Source organism: Pseudomonas sp. NPDC096950, assembly GCF_044762525.1.
GTDB lineage: Bacteria > Pseudomonadota > Gammaproteobacteria > Pseudomonadales > Pseudomonadaceae > Aquipseudomonas.
The window spans coordinates 17,839-37,754 of sequence record NZ_JBIWEL010000025.1 but is presented as its reverse complement, the minus strand read 5'-3'; the positions used below and the strand labels follow the sequence as shown (position 1 = coordinate 37,754).

Annotated in this window: 17 protein-coding genes, 2 tRNA genes and 1 pseudogene; 11 read left to right on the top strand and 9 right to left on the bottom strand. The window is 57.0% G+C overall.

Annotated features, from left to right (window positions below; all coding sequences use genetic code 11):
- Positions 1–111: 111 nt before the first annotated feature.
- Complete coding sequence (locus tag ACIQY3_RS28120; RefSeq protein ID WP_305426938.1) at positions 112–318, bottom strand: DNA-binding protein; 207 nt, start codon at positions 316–318, stop codon at positions 112–114.
- Between the two features lie 649 nt (positions 319–967).
- Between ACIQY3_RS28120 and ACIQY3_RS28115 the strand changes: the two genes are divergently transcribed.
- Entirely contained in the window at positions 968–2,671 is a 1,704-nt protein-coding gene (locus ACIQY3_RS28115) for a TnsD family Tn7-like transposition protein (RefSeq protein ID WP_403026292.1), read from the top strand.
- Between the two features lie 38 nt (positions 2,672–2,709).
- On the opposite strand, the gene ACIQY3_RS28110 is transcribed toward ACIQY3_RS28115, so the two are convergent.
- Entirely contained in the window at positions 2,710–3,822 is a 1,113-nt protein-coding gene (locus tag ACIQY3_RS28110; RefSeq protein ID WP_403026289.1) for a TniQ family protein, read from the bottom strand.
- Between the two features lie 257 nt (positions 3,823–4,079).
- On the opposite strand from ACIQY3_RS28110, the gene ACIQY3_RS28105 reads away from it, so the two are divergent.
- The 6 genes and pseudogenes from ACIQY3_RS28105 (at position 4,080) to ACIQY3_RS28080 (ending at position 7,532) form a co-directional block, all read left to right on the top strand.
- Positions 4,080–4,706, top strand: a complete 627-nt coding sequence (locus tag ACIQY3_RS28105) for a DUF1780 domain-containing protein (RefSeq protein ID WP_008154887.1) — start codon at positions 4,080–4,082, stop codon at positions 4,704–4,706.
- The gene (locus tag ACIQY3_RS28100) at positions 4,703–5,230 is read left to right on the top strand and encodes an MOSC domain-containing protein (RefSeq protein WP_403026287.1); all 528 of its coding nucleotides are present in this window, start codon (positions 4,703–4,705) and stop codon (positions 5,228–5,230) included. The genes ACIQY3_RS28105 and ACIQY3_RS28100 overlap by 4 nt, the downstream gene beginning before the upstream one ends.
- A 54-nt stretch (positions 5,231–5,284) precedes the next feature.
- The gene (locus ACIQY3_RS28095; protein ID WP_054051322.1) at positions 5,285–5,458 is read left to right on the top strand and encodes a DUF3094 family protein; all 174 of its coding nucleotides are present in this window, start codon (positions 5,285–5,287) and stop codon (positions 5,456–5,458) included.
- A gap of 60 nt (positions 5,459–5,518) precedes the next feature.
- Entirely contained in the window at positions 5,519–6,817 is a 1,299-nt protein-coding gene (locus ACIQY3_RS28090; protein ID WP_403026284.1) for an NAD(P)/FAD-dependent oxidoreductase, read from the top strand.
- 12 nt (positions 6,818–6,829) lie between these two features.
- A pseudogene (locus tag ACIQY3_RS28085) lies at positions 6,830–6,907 on the top strand (DUF4381 domain-containing protein); the annotation flags it as partial.
- 226 nt (positions 6,908–7,133) lie between these two features.
- The gene (locus tag ACIQY3_RS28080) at positions 7,134–7,532 is read left to right on the top strand and encodes an EF-hand domain-containing protein (protein WP_123514568.1); all 399 of its coding nucleotides are present in this window, start codon (positions 7,134–7,136) and stop codon (positions 7,530–7,532) included.
- A 64-nt stretch (positions 7,533–7,596) separates the two neighbouring features.
- Here the strand turns inward: ACIQY3_RS28080 and ACIQY3_RS28075 are convergent, their stop codons facing one another.
- The 6 genes from ACIQY3_RS28075 to rluD all read right to left on the bottom strand — a co-directional run bounded on the left by ACIQY3_RS28075 (position 7,597) and on the right by rluD (position 14,217).
- Complete coding sequence (locus tag ACIQY3_RS28075) at positions 7,597–9,222, bottom strand: methyl-accepting chemotaxis protein (protein WP_403026281.1); 1,626 nt, start codon at positions 9,220–9,222, stop codon at positions 7,597–7,599.
- A gap of 154 nt (positions 9,223–9,376) precedes the next feature.
- Positions 9,377–9,453: transfer RNA gene (locus ACIQY3_RS28070), tRNA-Pro, on the bottom strand.
- A 9-nt stretch (positions 9,454–9,462) separates the two neighbouring features.
- A tRNA-Asn gene (locus ACIQY3_RS28065) sits at positions 9,463–9,538 on the bottom strand.
- A 298-nt stretch (positions 9,539–9,836) separates the two neighbouring features.
- Positions 9,837–12,401: an ATP-dependent chaperone ClpB gene (gene clpB / locus ACIQY3_RS28060; protein WP_403026278.1), complete on the bottom strand. Its 2,565-nt coding sequence runs from the start codon at positions 12,399–12,401 to the stop codon at positions 9,837–9,839.
- Between the two features lie 131 nt (positions 12,402–12,532).
- Positions 12,533–13,258: a peptidoglycan editing factor PgeF gene (gene pgeF / locus ACIQY3_RS28055; protein WP_403026274.1), complete on the bottom strand. Its 726-nt coding sequence runs from the start codon at positions 13,256–13,258 to the stop codon at positions 12,533–12,535.
- Positions 13,255–14,217 carry a 23S rRNA pseudouridine(1911/1915/1917) synthase RluD gene (gene rluD, locus ACIQY3_RS28050; protein WP_007942311.1) on the bottom strand — a complete coding sequence of 321 codons (963 nt, stop codon included), beginning with the start codon at positions 14,215–14,217 and terminating at the stop codon, positions 13,255–13,257. The genes pgeF and rluD overlap by 4 nt, the downstream gene beginning before the upstream one ends.
- A 151-nt stretch (positions 14,218–14,368) precedes the next feature.
- On the opposite strand from rluD, the gene ACIQY3_RS28045 reads away from it, so the two are divergent.
- The 4 genes from ACIQY3_RS28045 to ACIQY3_RS28030 all read left to right on the top strand — a co-directional run bounded on the left by ACIQY3_RS28045 (position 14,369) and on the right by ACIQY3_RS28030 (position 18,672).
- Positions 14,369–15,391 carry an outer membrane protein assembly factor BamD gene (locus ACIQY3_RS28045; RefSeq protein ID WP_403026271.1) on the top strand — a complete coding sequence of 341 codons (1,023 nt, stop codon included), beginning with the start codon at positions 14,369–14,371 and terminating at the stop codon, positions 15,389–15,391.
- A 125-nt stretch (positions 15,392–15,516) separates the two neighbouring features.
- Positions 15,517–15,750, top strand: coding sequence for a PP0621 family protein (locus ACIQY3_RS28040; RefSeq protein ID WP_403026268.1), 234 nt, complete (start codon positions 15,517–15,519; stop codon positions 15,748–15,750).
- Complete coding sequence (locus ACIQY3_RS28035) at positions 15,740–17,329, top strand: sensor histidine kinase (RefSeq protein WP_403026265.1); 1,590 nt, start codon at positions 15,740–15,742, stop codon at positions 17,327–17,329. Before ACIQY3_RS28040 ends, ACIQY3_RS28035 begins: the two co-directional genes overlap by 11 nt.
- Before the next feature lie 2 nt (positions 17,330–17,331).
- Positions 17,332–18,672, top strand: a complete 1,341-nt coding sequence (locus ACIQY3_RS28030; RefSeq protein ID WP_403026262.1) for a sigma-54-dependent transcriptional regulator — start codon at positions 17,332–17,334, stop codon at positions 18,670–18,672.
- A gap of 131 nt (positions 18,673–18,803) precedes the next feature.
- On the opposite strand, the gene thiO is transcribed toward ACIQY3_RS28030, so the two are convergent.
- Positions 18,804–19,904, bottom strand: a complete 1,101-nt coding sequence (thiO, locus tag ACIQY3_RS28025; protein WP_403026259.1) for a glycine oxidase ThiO — start codon at positions 19,902–19,904, stop codon at positions 18,804–18,806.
- Positions 19,905–19,916 lie beyond the last annotated feature (12 nt).

The following is a 19,916-nucleotide window of genomic DNA, read 5'->3' as shown; positions in this document are numbered from 1 at the left end:
GAAGCCCGAGGTCCCACCCTCGGGCTTTCTGTTTTCTTGAATACCCTTCAGCTTATTTTGTCTTCATTTTTTGACCTATTCAGATTCTCTGATTGCCGCTGAGGAACCGCGTCAGGGCTTGCTCTTGGGTGGGTTTCTCAACCCGAGTGCTACAGCAATTGCATGTGCCTTACCTCTAAGGCACCTTGAGCGTCCGCTTAACACTGCATACACGTCTACCCGTGAAAACCCGTGCGCATCGGCCCAAGCGCTTACAGTCATGCCACTCTCTGCAAACTCAGCACGTCTAAGCTCCAGCTTTTCACGAGGTATGTCCATGATAAGCGTCCTTCAAATTTGTCTAATTTTTTTATAATCACTCATTCTTTCGTTAAAAATCAAGACAATCCTCTTAGTTAAACTTTTAACTCATATCTCGTATGCGTAATCAACTTTCGTAGCGATACATCACGCGTACAAGTAATTACAATCTGCAACGTTAGGACCCAACACACTGCGCTTTTCTTCTAGCGAAAACCGCAACATTAACTCCCCCTCTGATTATTTTATTTTCTGTCTATACTCTGTTGGAGGAGAGCACTCGATCTAGGCACGACGGATGTTTAAGCTAAGACTTCTTGTGGCATAGAGCACAATGCAGGGAATACGGACCTCACCGAATCTGCATTCACTGCCCTGAAGGCAATGAGTCTCCCATCGAGGTATTGATAGTTGTTTGCGGGCTCGACCGACGGCAGCGAACAGTCTCTGAAACTACCTCCCGTAAATCTAACAGTATCCGAAATGCTGTCCTGGTCTTCGATTTCAGTTTGCAAAATCCGTAGTCGAAGACGTGCTCAGCGAAGCCAACGTAATTCTTTTCGCCTTGCACTGCCTAGGGACACCTGACAGGTGGACTTCCAGCCCAAAGCCGTTGACCTGCCATCTGTCAGCATGTGTTGCACGCGATTTTATTAGGAGCCTTGTGATGCCCCTGAAATGGCTGCCCGATGAAACGCTGTATAGCCTGTGTTGCCGCGAGCACAGCGTTAGCGGAAATACCTCCCACGCTGACACATGCGTAAGTCTTTTCGATCACCCATACGTGGGGAGCCGGACTGACTTTCCCGCACGCCTTGATGCGCTCACGAGGAATACCAAAGGTGTTCTAGGCTCACCGCGGGAAATCATCAATAACCACTCAGTGCTTCCGTTCTTTCTGCACTGGCAATCAGAGCAATTCAAATCACAAATACTACGTGCAGCATTAGTTTCAAGTACAAAAGCCGTAGTATCTGCGAAATATAGATTGGGATTAATGAGCAGTAGCTTTCCCTCAAGACTGCCTCTCAAAGCTTGCTCAGCTTGTATAAAGGCAGACTTAGAAAAATACTCAACCCCCTATTGGCATCTTTCGCATCAATATCCAGGGGTCTGGTACTGCAAGGTGCACAAGCTACTACTACAAGAACATTCAGTCGACGCTGAACTGTTTCGAATAAAAATCTGGCAGTTGCCATCCCTTAACACCCTGCTACCTCTAAACACGGAAGGACATACCTTAATAAACACCGAGGCACTCACCAGCATTTCAAGATTGAGTTCAATATGCGAAGCCTTCGGCAGGCTTTCTATAGAAATATCACTCGACCAAGAAACAGTGCTAAAAACACATTATGAAGCATTGGAATCCTTAACACTCAGAGTCAACTCAAAGCTGTTATTAACAGTACTCTCGCATAGTTACTGCCTTGCAATACGCGACCTAATCAATATACCAGAGCTTTCCGTATTGCCCTTGACAGCACAAGAAGCAAAATCACAACTAGCAACACTGTTCAAAAAAAGAGCCTCAAACACACACCCACTTCGTCATCTTTGTTTTGTCTATTTCTTACATGGCTCATGGGAAACCTTTTGGAAAGCTTACAACAGAAACACCATAAACAATCATCCCATTTATGCACTCTGCTCTTCAGCAGGAGCAGTTTCCACCTCGAAGACCACATCGGACCTAAGTGCAAAAATATTAGCATTAAAAAACACTGTAGAATGTAGTAGCAAAGAAGCATCAAAAATATTAGGGATTAACATTGAAACACTCATCATCCATGCAGAGCGTTGCGGAGTACCGTATCCCAAAAGACCGAAAAAGCTTACGCCTCTGATACGGACCTCAATCCTAAATGAATTAGGCAAATGCATCGACTTACAAAAAATCTCAGATCTATATCAAGTATCCATAAAGACTTTAAAGACTTTGCTAAGGGCTAACCCTGAAATTTATCTGGCACATAGGACAGAAAAGCACAAAACCTTTATTAAATCATATCGTCAGCGTTGGATCCTTAACATTCAGCTGCACAAAAAAGAAACCATAAGAGAACTCCGAGATCTCGATAGCCAGGCTTACACATGGCTCTATAGGCATGATCAAAAATGGCTTAAAAACATCAACAAAACGAGAACAAAACACACAACCAATAACAGGCTTTCACTCTGGAAAATCAGGGACAACGCACTATTGGCCTTGCTGCTTCCCGCTATACAATCGCTGCAAGAGAACAAATGTCTATCCCTGCCCAATATATTCAATCGAGTACCCAGACTTAAAAAACACATTAGAAATCTTGGAAAGCTACCAAAAACCTACGAAGCTTTAACTGCTAGCAACATCATAAGCAACCCTTGAACACTGCAACCACTTTCTGCCTATTTATACCTCTCGCCTCATAAACTCAGCTCCTCATAGAGTCTTTGACGCCCACCAACTCTCAAACTGTGTTTCGATTCATGATCACTTAAGCGCTCATATTCAAATTGAATAGCCGTCAAGAATGCTTCGAAGGTATCAAACAAACAGAATCCGGTTAGAAGCTTTCTAGATAGCGGAGCGGCTGCTACATTATTTCTAGGGAAAATTATTCTTGCTGAAGGATTTCGCCACCCGCCAAGAACCTTACTCAAAAAGCCGCCATCAAAATTCGAATAAATATAATCGTTTATATTATCCAATCCACACCCATGCCCTACAACTCGCTCTCCTATAGCTTTGTTAAAAGCTCTAGCTAGAACCTTATTAGGTATAGGCGCTAGATTGGCAATCATGAATTCTCTTGAAAAAACCGAGAATAACTGGCCAGTTATATCTCGCTCTTCGACTGAAATTGAGCCACGCCATCCACAATCGCATCCGGCGATATGTACATTTAACACCTCAGCTCTTTTCAAAAAACCACTAGAGCAGTCGGGGCACGCACTGAAAACTCTTATACCGTGCTTCCAACATGAATACACACCGGGGATTTGGTGAGAACGATGCAAATAAGCCACTCCATATTTCTTACGATCCTCCTTCAAACACTCAGAACAAACCCAAACTTTATTTTCGTCACCTGAGATAGACTTCGACGAGTATATCTCTTCACCACCCACTAAACCGTCAAAAAACCTGACATTACGGGCAACAAAGGCTGAATATAATGGGAGCATGCTATTGTTGTATATCATGCCTTGAGCAACTTCTATGCTTTTATCACCAAATCGACTCAAGCCCCCCCTAATATCATCAACACTCAATGACGACAGGTTAAATGCTTTCTTTCCAAACAGGTCCAAAGTTGTTTCAGTGGCTGAATACCCACCGGAGACAACGTGATAACGAGAGAGAAGAGACGCTAAGCTTTCATCAGGAAACGATGACAATAGAAATTTAACGGCATCAACCACAACATTGCCCCACATCAAAACCAATGCACAAAAAAATACAATAACAAATATGCAAAGTCCATCTAACGTCGAGTTAACTCCAATTACCATCAGCTTTTTTACATCTAACCTCAACGCGGCCATCTGAGGATGGCGTCGTCAAAGGCTCCCAACCTCCATACACGGCCAGCCTCCCCCGCAGAAAGGGGATGGTATGAAAATGATGTCATCCAGGCGAACGAGCGCCGACCACCAATGATCTGCTGCCGAGGAAGCATTCAGCCAGTTCCTCCCTCACCCACATCGCCCACGACTCGAAATCGAGACAGACTTTTTTCTTTTGCGACAGACTTTATTCTTAAGGATCACATTTGAACGCTAAGCTTGGGCCTATGGATGACTCAGATTATTTACGCCTGCTGACCATCGCGGCCGAGCAAGCCAACGCGTTCCTGTCCAATGCCCGCAAATGGGAGCGTGAGCGTTGGGTCTGCCAGCGCCTGCTGCAAGGGCTGAACATTCCCTATCGCGCCGACGAATTCGCCCCCGCCGGCGAGCCGCCGGACGTGCTGTTTCGTGATGCCAGTTTCGAGGTGTTCTTCGTGCTCGACGAAGGCCGGCGCCTCAACGACGAATGGCGCGACGAACTGCAACGCCGGCGCAGCGCGTTTTCCCTGAGTTCGCTGGTGCGCCGCGAGGCCAAGCCCCGGCGCATTCCGGCCAATGAATTCCTGCTGAGACTGGCGCCAACCTTGCGCAAAAAAGCCCACAACTACAAAGAACGCGGCATGGACCTCGGGGAACTGGACATCATCGCCTTCGCCAGCCTCAAGCGCGAAGTGCTGGACCTCAACAGCCATTTCCCGCCGCCCACCGAATACCTGCGCCAGGGTTGGCGCTCGTTGTCGCTGGTCGGGCCGACGTTCGCCCGTGTGCTGTTCGCCCATCCGGACGCGCCGGATTTTCTGCGCAGCAACCTCGGGCGCAGCATCGTCTTCGATGTCGGGATCAGCCTGTGAGCCCATTGCAGGAATTGATCGCCGAAGTCCCGCAAATCGGCCGCGTGCGCTGGATCGGCGTGCGCCCGGCGTCCCATGTGCCGATGATTGAGCTGGAGGTCGTGGAAGCGCGACTGGAGGCCGGTTTAACCGGCGACAAGGCCCGCCCCGGTGTGCGCAATGCGCGGCAGGTGACGTTGATTCAGTGGGAACACCTGGCGGTGATCAGTTCGCTGATGGGCCGACCGGAGGATAAACCGGTATTGCCGGGCGATCTGCGGCGCAACATCGTTGTCAGCGGCATCAACCTGTTCAGCCTCAAGGGCCGGCGCTTCAAGATTGGCCAGGCGATTTTCGAAACCACGGGTTGGTGCCAACCCTGCGCACGCCTGCAAAACAACCTCGGCCCCGGGACCTTTCAGGCCGTTCGCGGCCATGGCGGAATCACTGCCCGGGTGTTACAAAGTGGAATCATTCGACTGGACGATACGGTGAGCGTCGAGCCTGTCCCCGACACCGGCTATGCTCCGTTCAACGTTCGTTAAATCAGCCTGTAGCTTCTACACATTCAGCAACATCTACCCCTGACGAGGCCCAATATGACCAGCCGCCTGAACCCCGACGACCAGAAGCATGTCGAAGAGTACCTGCATTTGTCCCAACACCGAGTCGAGCGCCGGCCTTTCCGGCCGTGGATGCTCCTGGTGCTGGTGCTGGCAGTGACCATTGGTTTGGGCCTGTTGAGCCGCCTTATCGGTTACCTGACGCTATGAGCTGCCTTGCGCTCGCTCGGGTAATCGCACCGATTTCTTTTAGCCTTGCGAGATATCCCCATGACTCATCGTATTGTCATCGTTGGCGGCGGCGCCGGCGGTCTGGAGTTGGCTACCCGTCTGGGTAAGACTCTGGGCAAGCGTGGCACGGCCAGTGTGATGCTGGTCGACGCGAACCTGACCCACATCTGGAAACCGCTGTTGCACGAAGTGGCGGCCGGGTCGCTGAACTCTTCCGAAGACGAACTCAATTATGTTGCCCAGGCGAAATGGAACCACTTTGAGTTCCAGCTGGGGCGCATGAGCGGGCTCGATCGCGCACAGAAAAAAATCCAGTTGGCCGCTACTTATGACGAAGCCGGCGTGGAATTGGTGCCGGCCCGTGAATTGGGCTACGACTCGCTGGTGATCGCAGTCGGCAGCACCACCAACGATTTCGGCACCCAGGGCGCGGCGCAGCATTGCCTGTTCCTCGACACCCGCAAACAGGCCGAGCGTTTCCATCAGCAACTGCTCAACCACTACCTGCGCGCTCATGCCGGGCAAACCGATGTGGTGGAACAGATCAGCGTGGCCATCGTCGGTGCCGGTGCGACAGGCGTCGAGCTGGCGGCGGAACTGCACAACGCTGCCCATGAACTGGCGGCCTACGGTCTGGACCGGATCAAACCGGAAAACATGCACATCACCCTGATCGAAGCCGGGCCACGGGTGTTGCCAGCCCTGCCGGAACGCATCGGCGGGCCTGTGCATAAAACCCTGGAGAAACTCGGGGTCAACGTGATGACCAACGCGGCGGTCAGTGAAGTCACGGCGGAAAGCCTGATCACCGCCGATGGCAAAGTGATCAATGCCAGCCTGAAAGTCTGGGCGGCCGGGATTCGTGCACCGGGTTTCCTCAAGGACATCGATGGCCTGGAAACCAACCGCATCAATCAGCTGCAAGTGCTGCCAACCCTGCAAACCACCCGCGACGAAAACATCTTCGCCTTCGGTGACTGCGCCGCCTGCCCGCAACCGGGCACCGACCGCAACGTACCGCCCCGGGCCCAGGCTGCGCACCAGCAGGCGTCGTTGCTGGCCAAATCCCTGAAGCTGCGGATCGAAGGCAAGACGTTGCCGGAGTACAAATACACCGACTACGGCTCACTGATCTCGCTGTCGCGTTTTTCGGCTGTGGGTAACTTGATGGGCAACCTTACCGGCAGCGTGATGCTGGAAGGCTGGCTGGCGCGGATGTTTTACGTGTCGTTGTACCGGATGCACCAGATGGCGTTGTACGGCGCGTTTCGCACGGCGATGTTGATGCTGGGTAGCAAGATTGGGCGTGGGACTGAGCCGCGACTGAAGCTGCATTAACACAAAACCCCTGTGGGAGCGGGCTTGCTCGCGAAGAGGGAGTGTCAGTCGACATCACTGTTGAATGACACACCGCCTTCGCGAGCAAGCCTGCTCCCACATTTGTTCCGCATCAACTCTTGGATGTGTGTCTCACTGTATCCCGCCCCATGATTTCGCCCCTTCGCTTACAAACTCCCCCTTGCACGACACAGTAGCGATACACCCGCCCGGCTAAATGGCCACACCCGAGCAAGGCAGCGCCTGCTTCGGTCAACGCCGCACTACGCGGCATCCTTTATCGAGCGGTTGTGTCGTGCAACCCAGGAGATTTCAAATGTCCCGTACTACTAAAAACACTATCGGTCTGCTCGGCGCTGTTTTGGCCGGTGGCATGATGTTGACTGGTTCCGTATTCGCGGCCCAGCCACTGACCCAAGGCTACCTGCTGGCATCGGCCGAGCAAGTGGTGAAAACCCCGGAAGGCAAGTGTGGCGAAGGCAAATGCGGCGATGCGTCGATGGCCAAGACCGACACCGATGGCGACGGCAAAGTATCCCGCGCCGAATTCCAGGCCGTCGCGCCGAAGTCCAACTTCGACAAGATCGACACCAACCATGACGGCTTCATCGACGAGCAAGAGGCTTACAACAACGTAAAAGCCAACTTCGAAGCCAACGGCAAGAAAATGCCAAAAGGTCTGTTCGAACACCTGAAAGACCAAGACGGCGCCTAAGCCTCAGTACAAACAAGCCGCGCATTCCTCGACGGGAAGCGCGGCTTTTTTGCGTCTCGCGGATTTACACCCGGAAGCGCTGCACCATGCCCTGCAAGGCATTGGCCAGTTTTGACAGCTCATGGCTGGAGGCGCTGGTCTGGTCGGCACCCGCAGCCGAACGCACCGACAGGTCGCGAATGTTCACCAGGTTGCGATCGACTTCCCGAGCTACCTGCGCCTGTTCTTCAGCTGCGCTGGCGATGACCAGGTTGCGCTCGTGAATCTCGTGCACCGACGCGGTAATGGTCTGCAACGCCTCGCCGGCGCGTTCGGCCAAGACCAGGGTGCTGGCGGCCCGGGAAGCGCTGGCCTGCATGGAATCCAGCGCCAAGGTCGAGCCGCTGCGCATGCCCTGGACCATTTGTTCGATTTCCTGGGTCGACTGCTGGGTGCGATGGGCCAGCGCCCGCACTTCGTCGGCCACTACCGCGAACCCGCGACCACTCTCCCCCGCCCGCGCCGCCTCGATCGCGGCGTTGAGCGCCAGCAGGTTGGTTTGTTCGGCAATGGCACGAATCACGTCCAGCACTTTGCCGATGTCCTGGGATTGATTGGCCAGGGACTGCACCAACTCACCGGTGTGCTGCACGTCATTGGCAAGGGCGCTGATCGCGCTGGCGGTTTCGCTGACCCGTTCCTGGCCCAGGTGCGCCGACTCGCTGGACTGGCGCGTAGCGTCGGACGTAGACACCGCGTTGCGTGCGACTTCTTCCACGGCAGTGGTCATCTCGTTGACCGCCGTCGCGGCCTGCTCGATCTCGTTGTTCTGCTGTTGCAGGCCCTGAGTGCTGTCGAGGGTCACCGCGTTCAATTCATCGGCCGCCGTGGCCAGTTGGGTGGCCGAGCCGCTGATGCCTTGCAGGGTTTCACGCAGGTTCTGCTGCATGGTCGCCAGCGCCTTGAGCAAACGGCTGACTTCATCACTGCCGTGGGTTTCGATGGGATTGGTCAGATCGCCCCGGGCCACGCTTTCCGCAGCGTTCACTGCTTCATTCAAGGGACGCACGATGCTGCGGGTCAGCAACATCGCCAGGCCGACGGTGGCCAGCGCCGCCAGGGCGATAAACAGGCTGACGATGGTGCGCGAGGTTTCGTAGTGCGCGGCGGAGTTCTGGCTCTCGGCAGCGACTTGTTTGGTGAACAGATCCGCCAGGTCAGTGAGTTGTTTGCCGGAGCCATCGACCACGGTCTTCATGTCCACCAGCAGCAGTTTGGTCAGCTCATCGCGACGGCCCTGTTCGGCCAGGGTAAACGATTGAGCGATGCCCGAGCGGTAGGCGGCGAAGGTGCTTTTGAACTGGTCATACAACTGCTTGCCTTCAGCGGTGTTGACCAGCTTGTCGTAGGCGGCAATCTTGTCGCTCAGTTCCTTGTCCCGGGTGTCCATCTGGCTGCGGTACTGGGCGATGTTCTTCGGGTCCTGGTCCAGGGCCATGCGCAGGGAAATGGTGCGAATGCGCAGCATGATCTCGCGGATCTCATCGCCGCCACGGATGCTCGGCAGCCATTGGCTTTCCACCGCCACCTCGCTGTCACGAATGCTCGACATCTGCCCCAGTGCGAACACCCCGAGCAACGCCACCAGCACCGCGATCAGGGCAAAACCCAGTGCAGCACGGGGGGCAATATTCAGCTGACGAAGCAACATAACGAGCGCCTTTTGTTTTTATGGCTGGGGATGGACGCGCTGTGCGCGCACCGTTGGCTCGTTATCGGCAAGTTGTACGATGACTTGAAGCGGGTTTGCACTTTTTCGAAGACAAAAAAAATCCCCGTATCTTTCGATACGAGGATTTTTAATATGGTCGGGGTAAGGGGATTCGAACTCCTGACATCCTGCTCCCAAAGCAGGCGCGCTACCGGACTGCGCTATACCCCGGTTTGAAATTGGCTCCGTGACCAGGACTCGAACCTGGGACCCAATGATTAACAGTCATTTGCTCTACCGACTGAGCTATCACGGAACTACATATTTCAATTTACAACGGTGAAGCTTGTTGCGTCTCTTCGACCCGTTCGCATCGCTGCGTTCGTGTGTCTGAGGCGCGCTATTCTACAATCTTAAGCACCTCTGTCAACCCCCTAAATTGCATTCAAGTTAATGATTTGCAACTTATTTCAGATTTCTGCTTGGGGAGCAGAAACCCTTCCGGGCGACTTACTGCGGGGCGCACTTTACAAGCCTTTTCCTTTCAGTTCAACAGCCTGGCGAAAAAAAGGCCTCGCAATGCGAGGCCTTCTTTATTTCACTGGCATCACGCCTCAGTCGAAAACGATTTCGTCGTTTTCCACCCGGCCGACAGCCGTCTCGCCCGGCATGAAACGCCCGGACAGAATCAGCTGCGCCAGCGGGTTCTCGATCCAGCGCTGGATCGCTCGTTTGAGCGGCCGTGCGCCATAGACCGGGTCGTAGCCGACGGCGATCAACTTATCCATCGCCTCAGGGCTGAGCTCCAGTTTCAGCTCGCGCTCGGTCAGGCGACTGCGCAGGCGACCCAACTGGATCTCGGTGATACCCGCGATCTGATCCCGGGCCAGCGGTTCGAAGATCACCACTTCGTCGACCCGGTTGATGAACTCCGGCCGGAAGTGCGTGGAAATCGCATCCATCACCGCCGCACGTTGTGCCTCACGATCACCCACCAGTTCCTGGATCTGCACCGAGCCGAGGTTGGAGGTCATGACAATCACGGTGTTCTTGAAATCCACCGTGCGGCCATGGCTGTCGGTCAATCGGCCATCTTCCAGCACTTGCAGCAGAATGTTGAACACGTCCGGATGGGCCTTCTCGACCTCGTCCAGGAGGATCACCGAATAAGGCTTGCGACGCACCGCCTCAGTCAGGTAACCGCCCTCTTCATAGCCTACGTAGCCTGGTGGCGCACCGATCAGCCGGGCCACGGAGTGTTTCTCCATGAATTCGGACATATCAATCCGCACCATCGCCTCTTCGGTATCAAAGAGGAATTCCGCCAACGCCTTGCACAGCTCGGTTTTACCGACGCCGGTCGGGCCGAGGAACATGAACGAACCACTCGGACGATTCGGATCGGACAACCCGGCTCGCGAACGGCGCACCGCGTTGGAAACCGCGATCACCGCTTCGTTCTGGCCGATCACACGCTGGTGCAACAGGCTTTCCATCTTCATCAGCTTGTCGCGCTCGCCTTCGAGCATTTTCGACACCGGAATGCCGGTCCACTTCGACACGACTTCCGCGATCTCTTCCTCAGTCACCTTGCTGCGCAGTAACTGGTTCTCGCTTTTGCCATGCTGGTCGACCATTTGCAGGCTGCGCTCCAGGTCCGGGATGATCCCGTATTGCAGCTCGGCCATGCGGTTCAGGTCGCCTTTACGGCGGGCAGCTTCCAGTTCCTGACGGGACTGTTCGATTTTCTGCTGGATCTGCGCCGAGCCCTGGACTTCGGCTTTTTCCGAGTTCCAGATTTCTTCGAGGTCCGAATACTCACGCTCGTGGCGGACGATTTCTTCCTGGAGTTTTTCCAGGCGTTTCTTCGCCGCGTCGTCGCTTTCTTTCTTCAGCGCCTGGGATTCCACCTTCAGCTGAATCAGGCGACGCTCCAGACGATCGAGCACTTCCGGCTTGGAGTCGATCTCCATGCGGATACGGCTGGCAGCCTCGTCGATCAGGTCGATGGCCTTGTCCGGCAACTGGCGGTCGGTGATGTAGCGATGGCTGAGTTTGGCTGCCGCAATAATCGCACCGTCAGTGATCGCCACCTTGTGGTGAACCTCATAACGCTCTTTGAGGCCACGCAGGATCGCGATGGTGTCTTCTTCGCTCGGTTCTTCCACCAGGACTTTCTGGAAGCGCCGCTCAAGGGCCGCGTCCTTCTCTATATATTGGCGGTACTCATTGAGCGTGGTCGCGCCGACGCAGTGCAGTTCGCCACGGGCCAAGGCAGGCTTGAGCATGTTGCCCGCATCCATCGAGCCTTCGCCTTTACCGGCGCCGACCATAGTGTGCAGTTCGTCGATGAACAGAATGATCTGGCCTTCCTGCTTCGACAGCTCGTTCAGCAGGGATTTCAGGCGCTCTTCGAACTCGCCACGGTACTTGGCACCGGCAATCAGCGAGCCCATGTCCAGGGACAACAGGCGCTTGCCTTTGAGGCCGTCCGGCACTTCGCCGTTGATGATGCGCTGGGCCAGGCCTTCGGCGATGGCGGTTTTACCCACGCCAGGCTCACCGATCAACACCGGGTTGTTCTTGGTGCGGCGTTGCAGGACCTGAATGGTCCGACGAATTTCGTCGTCACGGCCGATCACCGGATCGAGCTTGCCTTCTTCGGCACGCTTGGTCAGGTCGACGGTGTATTTATCCAGGGCCTGACGCGACTCTTCATGGTTGGCGTCGTTGACTGCTTCCCCGCCACGCAGGTTGTTGATCGCGTTTTCCAGGGCTTTCTTGCTCACGCCCTGGCCGAGCAACAGTTTGCCGAGCTTGCTGTTGTCGTCCATGGCGGCGAGCAAAACCAGTTCGCTGGAAATGAACTGATCCCCCTTCTGCTGGGCCAGGCGATCGGCCTGATTGAGCAGACGCGCCAGGTCCTGCGACATGTTGACGTCGCCGGTCGGGTTCTGGATTTTCGGCAGTTGATCGAGCTCTTTGGTCAGCTCTTTGCGCAGGCTGTTGACGTCAAAACCCACTTGCATCAACAGGGGTTTGATCGAACCACCCTGTTGCTCAAGCATGGCTTGCATCAAGTGCGCCGGTTCAATGCCCGGATGATCGAGGCCGACAGCCAGGGATTGGGCGTCGGATAGAGCCAACTGCAATTTGCTGGTTAAACGGTCTATACGCATGGGTCACCTTCCTTTTGAGCAGGCCGGACCTAAGAAACCATCCTGAATGAAGAAACCTGCCAGATGCTTCACTAGATGTGGTCAATTCTGGGAGTTTCAAGCGTCGTACAGTTGATGCAGGTCAGGAAAGCTTAGCCTTCGAGCCAGACAAGGGAGGCAAACCGACCAGTGCGTGGACTGCGGCGGTAAGAAAAGAAGCGAGGATCGGTCACGGTACAGAAACCGCCACCATAAACAGCGATGACACCACGGGCCGCCAGACGCAAACGCGCCAGCGCATAGATGTCGGCCATGAACTTACCAGCGTTCTGGCTCGGGACGAAGGCTTTGGCCGCTTCAGGCAGTTGCTGGATAAAGACTTCTCGGACTTCCGGGCCGACTTCAAAGGCTTGCGGGCCGATGGCCGGGCCGAGCCAGACCAATACATCTTCCGGCGCTACAGCCAACGTGTCGAGCGTCGCCTCCAGCACACCCGCCGCCAGCCCGCGCCAACCGGCATGGGCGGCGGCAACGCGAGTACCGGCACGGTCACAAAACAGTGCGGGCAAGCAGTCGGCGGTCATCGCCGCGCAGGCGATACCGGGGGTTTGCGTCCAACTGGCGTCGGCAGTGACGACCTGACTCGGGTCTGCATGAGCCACGACAATGCCGTGGACCTGTTGCAGCCAGGCCGGTTGGATAGAGAAATGATCGGTGAGGCGACGGCGATTTTCGGCCACGGCTACGGGGCTGTCGTCGACGTGATCGCCGAGGTTGAGGCTGTCGAACGGCGCCAGACTGACGCCGCCCGCGCGGGTGGTGACGCAGGCTTTCACCCCGGCAGGCGCAGGCCAGTCGGGAATCAGCCAGTCACTCATCCGATGAACGCCTCACGGTCTTGCTTGAGCAGGGTCAGCAACCAGACGAAATCGTCCGGCAGTGGCGATTCCCAGCTCATGCGCTTACCGGTGGTCGGATGATCCAGCTCCAGGAACCGCGCATGCAGGGCCTGACGCGGGAACGCCTTCAACGACTCGACCATGGTCACACTGGCTGCCGGCGGGATGCGGAAACGACCGCCGTAGGCAGGATCTCCGACCAACGGGTAGTTGATGTGGGCCATGTGCACGCGAATCTGGTGCGTACGACCGGTTTCCAGCTTTACCCGCACGTGGGTGTGGGAGCGGAAACGCTCGAGCACGCGGTAGTGGCTGACGGCTTGCTTGCCACCTTCCATCACCGCCATGCGCTGGCGTTGCTGGCCGTGACGACCGATCGGCGCGTTGATCTTGCCGCCGGCGGTAACCACGCCGATCACGATGCACTCGTAGATCCGGCTGACGCTGCGGCTCTGCAACTGTGTAACCAGTTGCGTCTGCGCTTGAATGGTCTTGGCCACCACCATCAGACCGGTGGTGTCCTTGTCCAGGCGATGCACGATACCGGCGCGGGGCACATTGATGATGTCCGGCACGTGGTGCAGCAAGGCGTTGAGCAAGGTGCCATCAGCGTGGCCGGCAGCCGGATGCACCACCAGGCCCGCAGGCTTGTTGATGACCAGGATGTCGTCGTCTTCGTAGACGATGTCGAGCTCGATGTCCTGAGCGATCCATTCGCCCTGAGCTTCCTGCTCGGCAGTGAGTTCAAGAATGGCACCACCATGAACAATGTCTCGTGGGCGGATAACCGCCCCATCCACAGTCAGGCGGCCGTCTTTGATCCAGGCGGAAAGGCGCGAGCGCGAGTGCTCAGCGAATAATTGTGCGGCGACTTGATCGAGGCGTTGGCCGCCCAATTCGGACGGCACCTCTGCGCGAAGTTCAATTTTATCGGACATGCTCAGACTAGGCGTCGGCACAGCCTTTGGTTTCGGCTGCGCGCTTGTGGTTAAATACGGCGTCTTTTGCCCCGAGGCTATTCAACGGGGCGCTCATCATAACAGGACGGCCCCGCCCAAGACAGCGGCCGTCATAGGGACGCAAGCCGCCATGCAAGTGAAACACCTGCTGCTGATCGCCATCCTCGCATTGACCGCTGCTTGCTCATCGAAGGAAGTCGTAGACGAAAACCTGAGCGAAGTCGAGCTGTACCAGCAGGCTCAGACCGATCTGGACAACAATAGCTACACCGCCGCCACAGCCAAGCTGAAGGCGCTGGAGTCGCGTTATCCGTTCGGGCGCTATGCTGATCAGGCTCAACTCGAGCTCATCTACGCCAACTACAAGAACGCCGAGCCTGAGGCTGCCAAGTCTGCCGCCGAGCGTTTCATTCGTTTGCACCCACAGCATCCGAACGTGGATTACGCGTATTACCTCAAGGGTCTGACCTCTTTTGACCAGGACGTCGGCCTGCTGGCGCGCTTCCTGCCACTGGACATGACCAAGCGTGACCCGGGCGCTGCCCGCGACTCGTACAACGAGTTCGCCCAGTTGACCAGCCGCTACCCGAACAGCCGCTACTCGCCGGACGCCAAGCAGCGCATGATTTACCTGCGCAACCTTCTGGCGTCCTACGAGATTCACGTCGCCGACTACTACCTGACCCGTCAGGCCTATGTCGCCGCCGCGAACCGTGGTCGTTATGTGGTGGAAAACTTCCAGGAAACCCCATCGGTCGGTGACGGCCTGGCGGTGATGGTCGAGTCTTACCAGCGCCTGCACCTGGACGAACTGGCCAACACCAGCCTCGAAACCCTGAAGCTCAACTACCCGAACCACCCAAGCCTGGTGGACGGTCAGTTCAAGCCGTCGGTCGACGAAGCGGACAACCGTTCGTGGCTGAGCAAGGCCACCCTGGGCCTGATCGAATCCCGTCCGCCGCTGCCGCCGGGTGAAACCCGCGCCAACCAGGACGTGCAGAAGCAGTTCCAGGACGCGAAAGACGCGATTCCGAGCGAGCTCAAGCCGAGAGACAGCAACGGCGACGTGATCGAGGAAGAGCAACACGAAGCGGAAGGCAACAACAGCGACCGTTCGTGGTTCAGCTACATGACCTTCGGTGTGTTCGACTGACACCACAGGCTGTGCAAAAAGGGAGACTCTTGAGTCTCCCTTTTTTATTGCGGCGATTTATTACGCTGTGCGCCTGACATGTCCTTGGCTAAACTGCCTGATCATCATTCATAAAGCAGCCCGCCATGGTTCGTTTACTGTTCTGGATCGCCCTGATTGCCGCAGCGGTATGGTTTTGGCGCAAGTTCAAGGGATCCGCTTCCGTCTCCCGCCCCAATGCCGAACTGGATGCGGCACCAATGGTTCGCTGCGCCCATTGCGGCGTTCACTTGCCCCGCGACCGCGCGCTAAGCCTTCAACAACAGTGGTATTGCAGCCAGGCTCACCTCGAGCAAGGCCCGGGCTCCAGTGATCGCTGAGGCCTCCAGCCCCGGCAGCAAACAGGCCCAGCGACTGCTGCGCCTCTATCATCTTTACCGTTTAAGCGTCGGCATCACCCTGGTGTTGTTGATTTCCAGCAACATGGACAACCAGTTGCTGACGCTGGCCAATAACGACCTGCTGCGCAGTGGCAGCTGGTTGTACCTGGTGCTGAACATTCTGCTGGTGGTGTTCCTGGAGAACACCCGGCGCCCGGCACAATTGTTCAGCCTGACCCTGGTCGACGTATTGCTGCTGAGCGGTCTGTTCTATGCCGCCGGCGGCGTGGCCAGCGCCATCGGCAACTTGTTGATCGTGTCGGTGGCCATCGGCAACACCCTGTTGCGTGGGCGGATTGGCCTGTTGATTGCGGCGGTCGCGGCCCTCGGCATTGTCGGTTTGAGCTTCCTGCTCAGCTTTACCCACCCCACCAGCCCCAGCGACTACCTGCAAGCCGGGACCCTCGGCGCCCTGTGCTTTGCCGCGGCGCTGCTGGTGCAAGGGTTGATCCGACGCCTGGAAGTCAGCGAACACCTCGCCGAGCAGCGGGCCAGCGAAGTGGTCGGCCTCGAAGCCCTCAACGCCCTGATTCTGCAACGCATGCGCACCGGGATCCTGGTGCTCGACGAGCAGCGGCGGGTGCAATTGGCCAACCACAGTGCCTTGTCCCTGCTGGGCCAGGACAGTCTTCACGGCCAGTTGATCGATGATTACTCACCGACTCTGGTCGAGCGCCTGCAACTGTGGCGCAACAACCCGACCTTGCGCCCCCAGAGCCTGAAAATCGCCCGCTCCGGCCTGGAACTGCAGCCGAGCTTCATTGCCCTGGACCAAAGCCCGCACCATCAGACCCTGATCTTTCTCGAAGACCTCGCCCAGATTGCCCAGCAGGCCCAGCAACTGAAACTCGCCGCCCTGGGTCGCCTGACCGCCGGGATCGCCCACGAGATCCGCAATCCCTTGGGCGCCGTTAGTCATGCCGCGCAGTTGCTGCTGGAATCCGAGGAACTGAACGGCGCGGATCGGCGTCTGACCCAGATTATCCAAGACCACTCTCAGCGAATGAATCGGGTTATCGAAAACGTCCTGCAACTGTCCCGCCGCCAGCAAACCACCCCACAACGGCTCGATCTGAAGCCGTGGATTGAGCAGTTCGTCGCCGAAACCCGCGAGGCTGCGGCCGAGCGCCAGCAGATTCACCTGCGTATCGGCTCGGGCCACTTCAAAACGCTGATGGACCCGAACCAACTGACACAGATTCTCGACAATTTGTTGCGTAATGCCTGGCGTCACAGCGGCTTGATCCATGAAACAGCCGAGGTCTGGCTGGAGCTGTTTGTCGACGCCGACAGCCAATTGCCGGTGCTGGAAGTGCTGGACAACGGCCCCGGCGTGGCGCCGGACCAGCAGGCGCACTTGTTCGAACCCTTCTTCACCACCAGTAGCCAGGGCACTGGCCTGGGGCTTTATCTGTCCCGTGAACTGTGCGAAAGCAACCAGGCCCGCCTAGACTTCAAACCACGCCAAGGCGGCGGCTGCTTTCGCATCACCTTTGCACACGGACGGAAACAAAGTTGAACATGAGCCCACGGCAAAAAGTCCTGATCGTCGACGACGAACCGGATATCCGCGAACTCCTGGAAATCACCCTGGGACGGATGAAACTCGAGACCTTCAGTGCCCGCAACCTCGGCGAAGCCCAGGCCCTGCTGGGCCGGGAAACATTCGATCTGTGCCTGACCGACATGCGTCTGCCCGACGGCACCGGCCTGGAGCTGGTGCAACACATCCAGCAACGTTATCCCCAAGTGCCGGTGGCGATGATCACCGCCTACGGCAGCCTGGAAACCGCGATCAACGCCCTCAAGGCCGGTGCCTTCGACTTCCTGACTAAACCGGTGGACCTCACCCGCTTACGGGAACTGGTCACCAGCGCCCTGCGCTTGCCTGCACCGGGTGGCGCCAGCACGGCCATTGATCGCCGGTTGCTCGGCGATTCACTGCCAATGCGAAGCCTGCGTAAACAAATCGACAAACTGGCTCGCAGCCAGGCGCCGGTGTACATCAGCGGCGAATCCGGCAGTGGCAAGGAATTGGTCGCCCGCCTGATCCATGAGCAAGGCCCCCGCGCCAGCCGGCCGTTCATTCCGGTCAACTGCGGAGCAATACCGTCGGAATTGATGGAGAGCGAATTTTTTGGCCACCGCAAAGGCAGCTTCAGTGGCGCCATTGAAGATAATCCCGGACTGTTTCAGGCGGCCCATGGTGGCACCCTGTTCCTCGACGAAGTGGCGGATTTGCCGCTGGCGATGCAGGTCAAGTTGTTGCGGGCGATCCAGGAGAAAGCCGTGCGCAGCGTCGGCGGGCAGCAGGAAACCGTGGTCGATGTGCGCATTCTCTGCGCCACTCACAAAGACCTCGACGCCGAAGTCAGCGCCGAACGTTTTCGCCAGGATTTGTATTACCGGCTCAACGTGATCGAGCTGCGGGTTCCGCCCCTGCGTGAACGCCGGGACGACATCGAGATACTCGCCAGCCATGTGCTCAAGCGCCTGGCGGCCGGCACCGGCCACCCTGCCGCCAAACTGCATCCGCAAGCCCTTGAAGCGCTGAAAGGCTACCGCTTTCCGGGCAATGTGCGAGAGCTGGAGAACATGCTCGAACGCGCCCACACCTTGTGCGAGAACAAACAGATCGAAGCCAGTGACTTACGCCTGGCTGAAGGGAACTGCGCCGCAGAAACGGGTGTGCCAGACCTGACGCGGATCGACAATCTGGAAGATTATCTGGAAAACGTTGAACGCAAACTGATCCTCCAGGCATTGGAGGAAACCCGCTGGAACCGCACGGCGGCGGCACAGCGGTTGAATTTGTCGTTTCGGTCGATGCGTTACAGGCTGAAGAAATTGGGGTTGGATTGAGGGCCTCTTCGCGAGCAAGCCCGCTCCCACAGGGGGTCTCTGTCGTTCACACATTATGTGATCACTGAAGATCCACTGTGGGAGCGGGCTTGCTCACGAAGACGATCGGACAAACGATAAATATCTAAAGCCTAAATCCGCCCAGTCGGGGCATACGGCGCAGGGTCAATAATCGGCGCCCTGCCCAGCATCACATCCGCAAACAACTGACACGACGCCGGCGCCAGCACCAGCCCATTGCGGTAGTGCCCGCAGTTAAGCCAGAGCCCGACAAACCCCGGCACCCGCCCAATGTAGGGAATGCCTTCCGGCGACCCCGGCCGCAACCCGGCCCAATGCCCCACCACCTCGGCATCCGCCAACGCCGGAATCAATTCCACAGCCGAGGCCTTCAGGCTTTCAAGCGCCGTTTCGGTCGGGGTCTTGTCGAACCCTTCGTGCTCCAGCGTACTGCCGATCAGGATATGCCCGTCGCGTCGGGGGATCGCATAACGCCCCTTGGCCAGCACCATGCTCGGCAAAAAGTCCGCCGCGCACTTGTAGAGAATCATCTGGCCTTTGACCGGTTCGACCGGCAGTTCCAGACCGAGACTCTTGAGCAATTCACCGCTCCAGGCGCCCGCCGTCAACACCACTTGATCGCCGTGAATAGCCCCCGTGGACGTTTGCACGCCGACCACCGTGTCGCCTTCGCGGATAAACCCGCTGACTTCACACTGTTCATGGATGGTCACATTCGGCAGGGCCAACAGCGCTGCCTTCAGGGATTTCACCAGCCGCGGATTGCGCACGTTGGCCACATCGGCCATGTAGATCGCCCGTGAAAAGCCACCGCCCAGCACCGGCACCGCGTCATGAGCCGCCGAGATATCCACAGCCCGCAACGGGCGGTTTTCCCGCTCGGCCCAGGCAAGTGCTTCAGCCTCGTCATCCAGATCCAGCCAGTACAAACCGGTGGTGTGCACTTCAGGATCAACCCCAGTGGCGGCAAACAACCGCTCACCGAGCTGTGGATAAAAATCCTGGGACCAGTGAGCCAGCGCTGTGACCGCCGGGCTGTAGCGCCACGGATACAGCGGCGAAACAATGCCACCCCCGGCCCAGGAAGATTCCTGGCCGACGTTCGAGCGATCCAGCAGCACAACGCTCTGCACTTCGGACGCGAGATTGAACGCGGTCAGCAGGCCAATCACCCCGCCGCCGACAATCACCACTTGCTGTTGACTGCTCATGTTCTGATCCAA

Excerpts from the sequence above, each read along its gene's own strand:
- ACIQY3_RS28120 (WP_305426938.1), bottom strand. The coding sequence starts at position 318 with ATGGACATACCTCGTGAAAAGCTGGAGCTTAGACGTGCTGAGTTTGCA.
- ACIQY3_RS28115 (WP_403026292.1), top strand. The coding sequence starts at position 968 with ATGCCCCTGAAATGGCTGCCCGATGAAACGCTGTATAGCCTGTGTTGC.
- ACIQY3_RS28105 (WP_008154887.1), top strand. The coding sequence starts at position 4,080 with ATGGATGACTCAGATTATTTACGCCTGCTGACCATCGCGGCCGAGCAA.
- ACIQY3_RS28095 (WP_054051322.1), top strand. The coding sequence starts at position 5,285 with ATGACCAGCCGCCTGAACCCCGACGACCAGAAGCATGTCGAAGAGTAC.
- ACIQY3_RS28090 (WP_403026284.1), top strand. The coding sequence starts at position 5,519 with ATGACTCATCGTATTGTCATCGTTGGCGGCGGCGCCGGCGGTCTGGAG.
- ACIQY3_RS28080 (WP_123514568.1), top strand. The coding sequence starts at position 7,134 with ATGTCCCGTACTACTAAAAACACTATCGGTCTGCTCGGCGCTGTTTTG.
- ACIQY3_RS28075 (WP_403026281.1), bottom strand. The coding sequence starts at position 9,222 with ATGTTGCTTCGTCAGCTGAATATTGCCCCCCGTGCTGCACTGGGTTTT.
- clpB (WP_403026278.1), bottom strand. The coding sequence starts at position 12,401 with ATGCGTATAGACCGTTTAACCAGCAAATTGCAGTTGGCTCTATCCGAC.
- pgeF (WP_403026274.1), bottom strand. The coding sequence starts at position 13,258 with ATGAGTGACTGGCTGATTCCCGACTGGCCTGCGCCTGCCGGGGTGAAA.
- rluD (WP_007942311.1), bottom strand. The coding sequence starts at position 14,217 with ATGTCCGATAAAATTGAACTTCGCGCAGAGGTGCCGTCCGAATTGGGC.
- ACIQY3_RS28045 (WP_403026271.1), top strand. The coding sequence starts at position 14,369 with ATGCAAGTGAAACACCTGCTGCTGATCGCCATCCTCGCATTGACCGCT.
- ACIQY3_RS28040 (WP_403026268.1), top strand. The coding sequence starts at position 15,517 with ATGGTTCGTTTACTGTTCTGGATCGCCCTGATTGCCGCAGCGGTATGG.
- ACIQY3_RS28030 (WP_403026262.1), top strand. The coding sequence starts at position 17,332 with ATGAGCCCACGGCAAAAAGTCCTGATCGTCGACGACGAACCGGATATC.
- thiO (WP_403026259.1), bottom strand. The coding sequence starts at position 19,904 with ATGAGCAGTCAACAGCAAGTGGTGATTGTCGGCGGCGGGGTGATTGGC.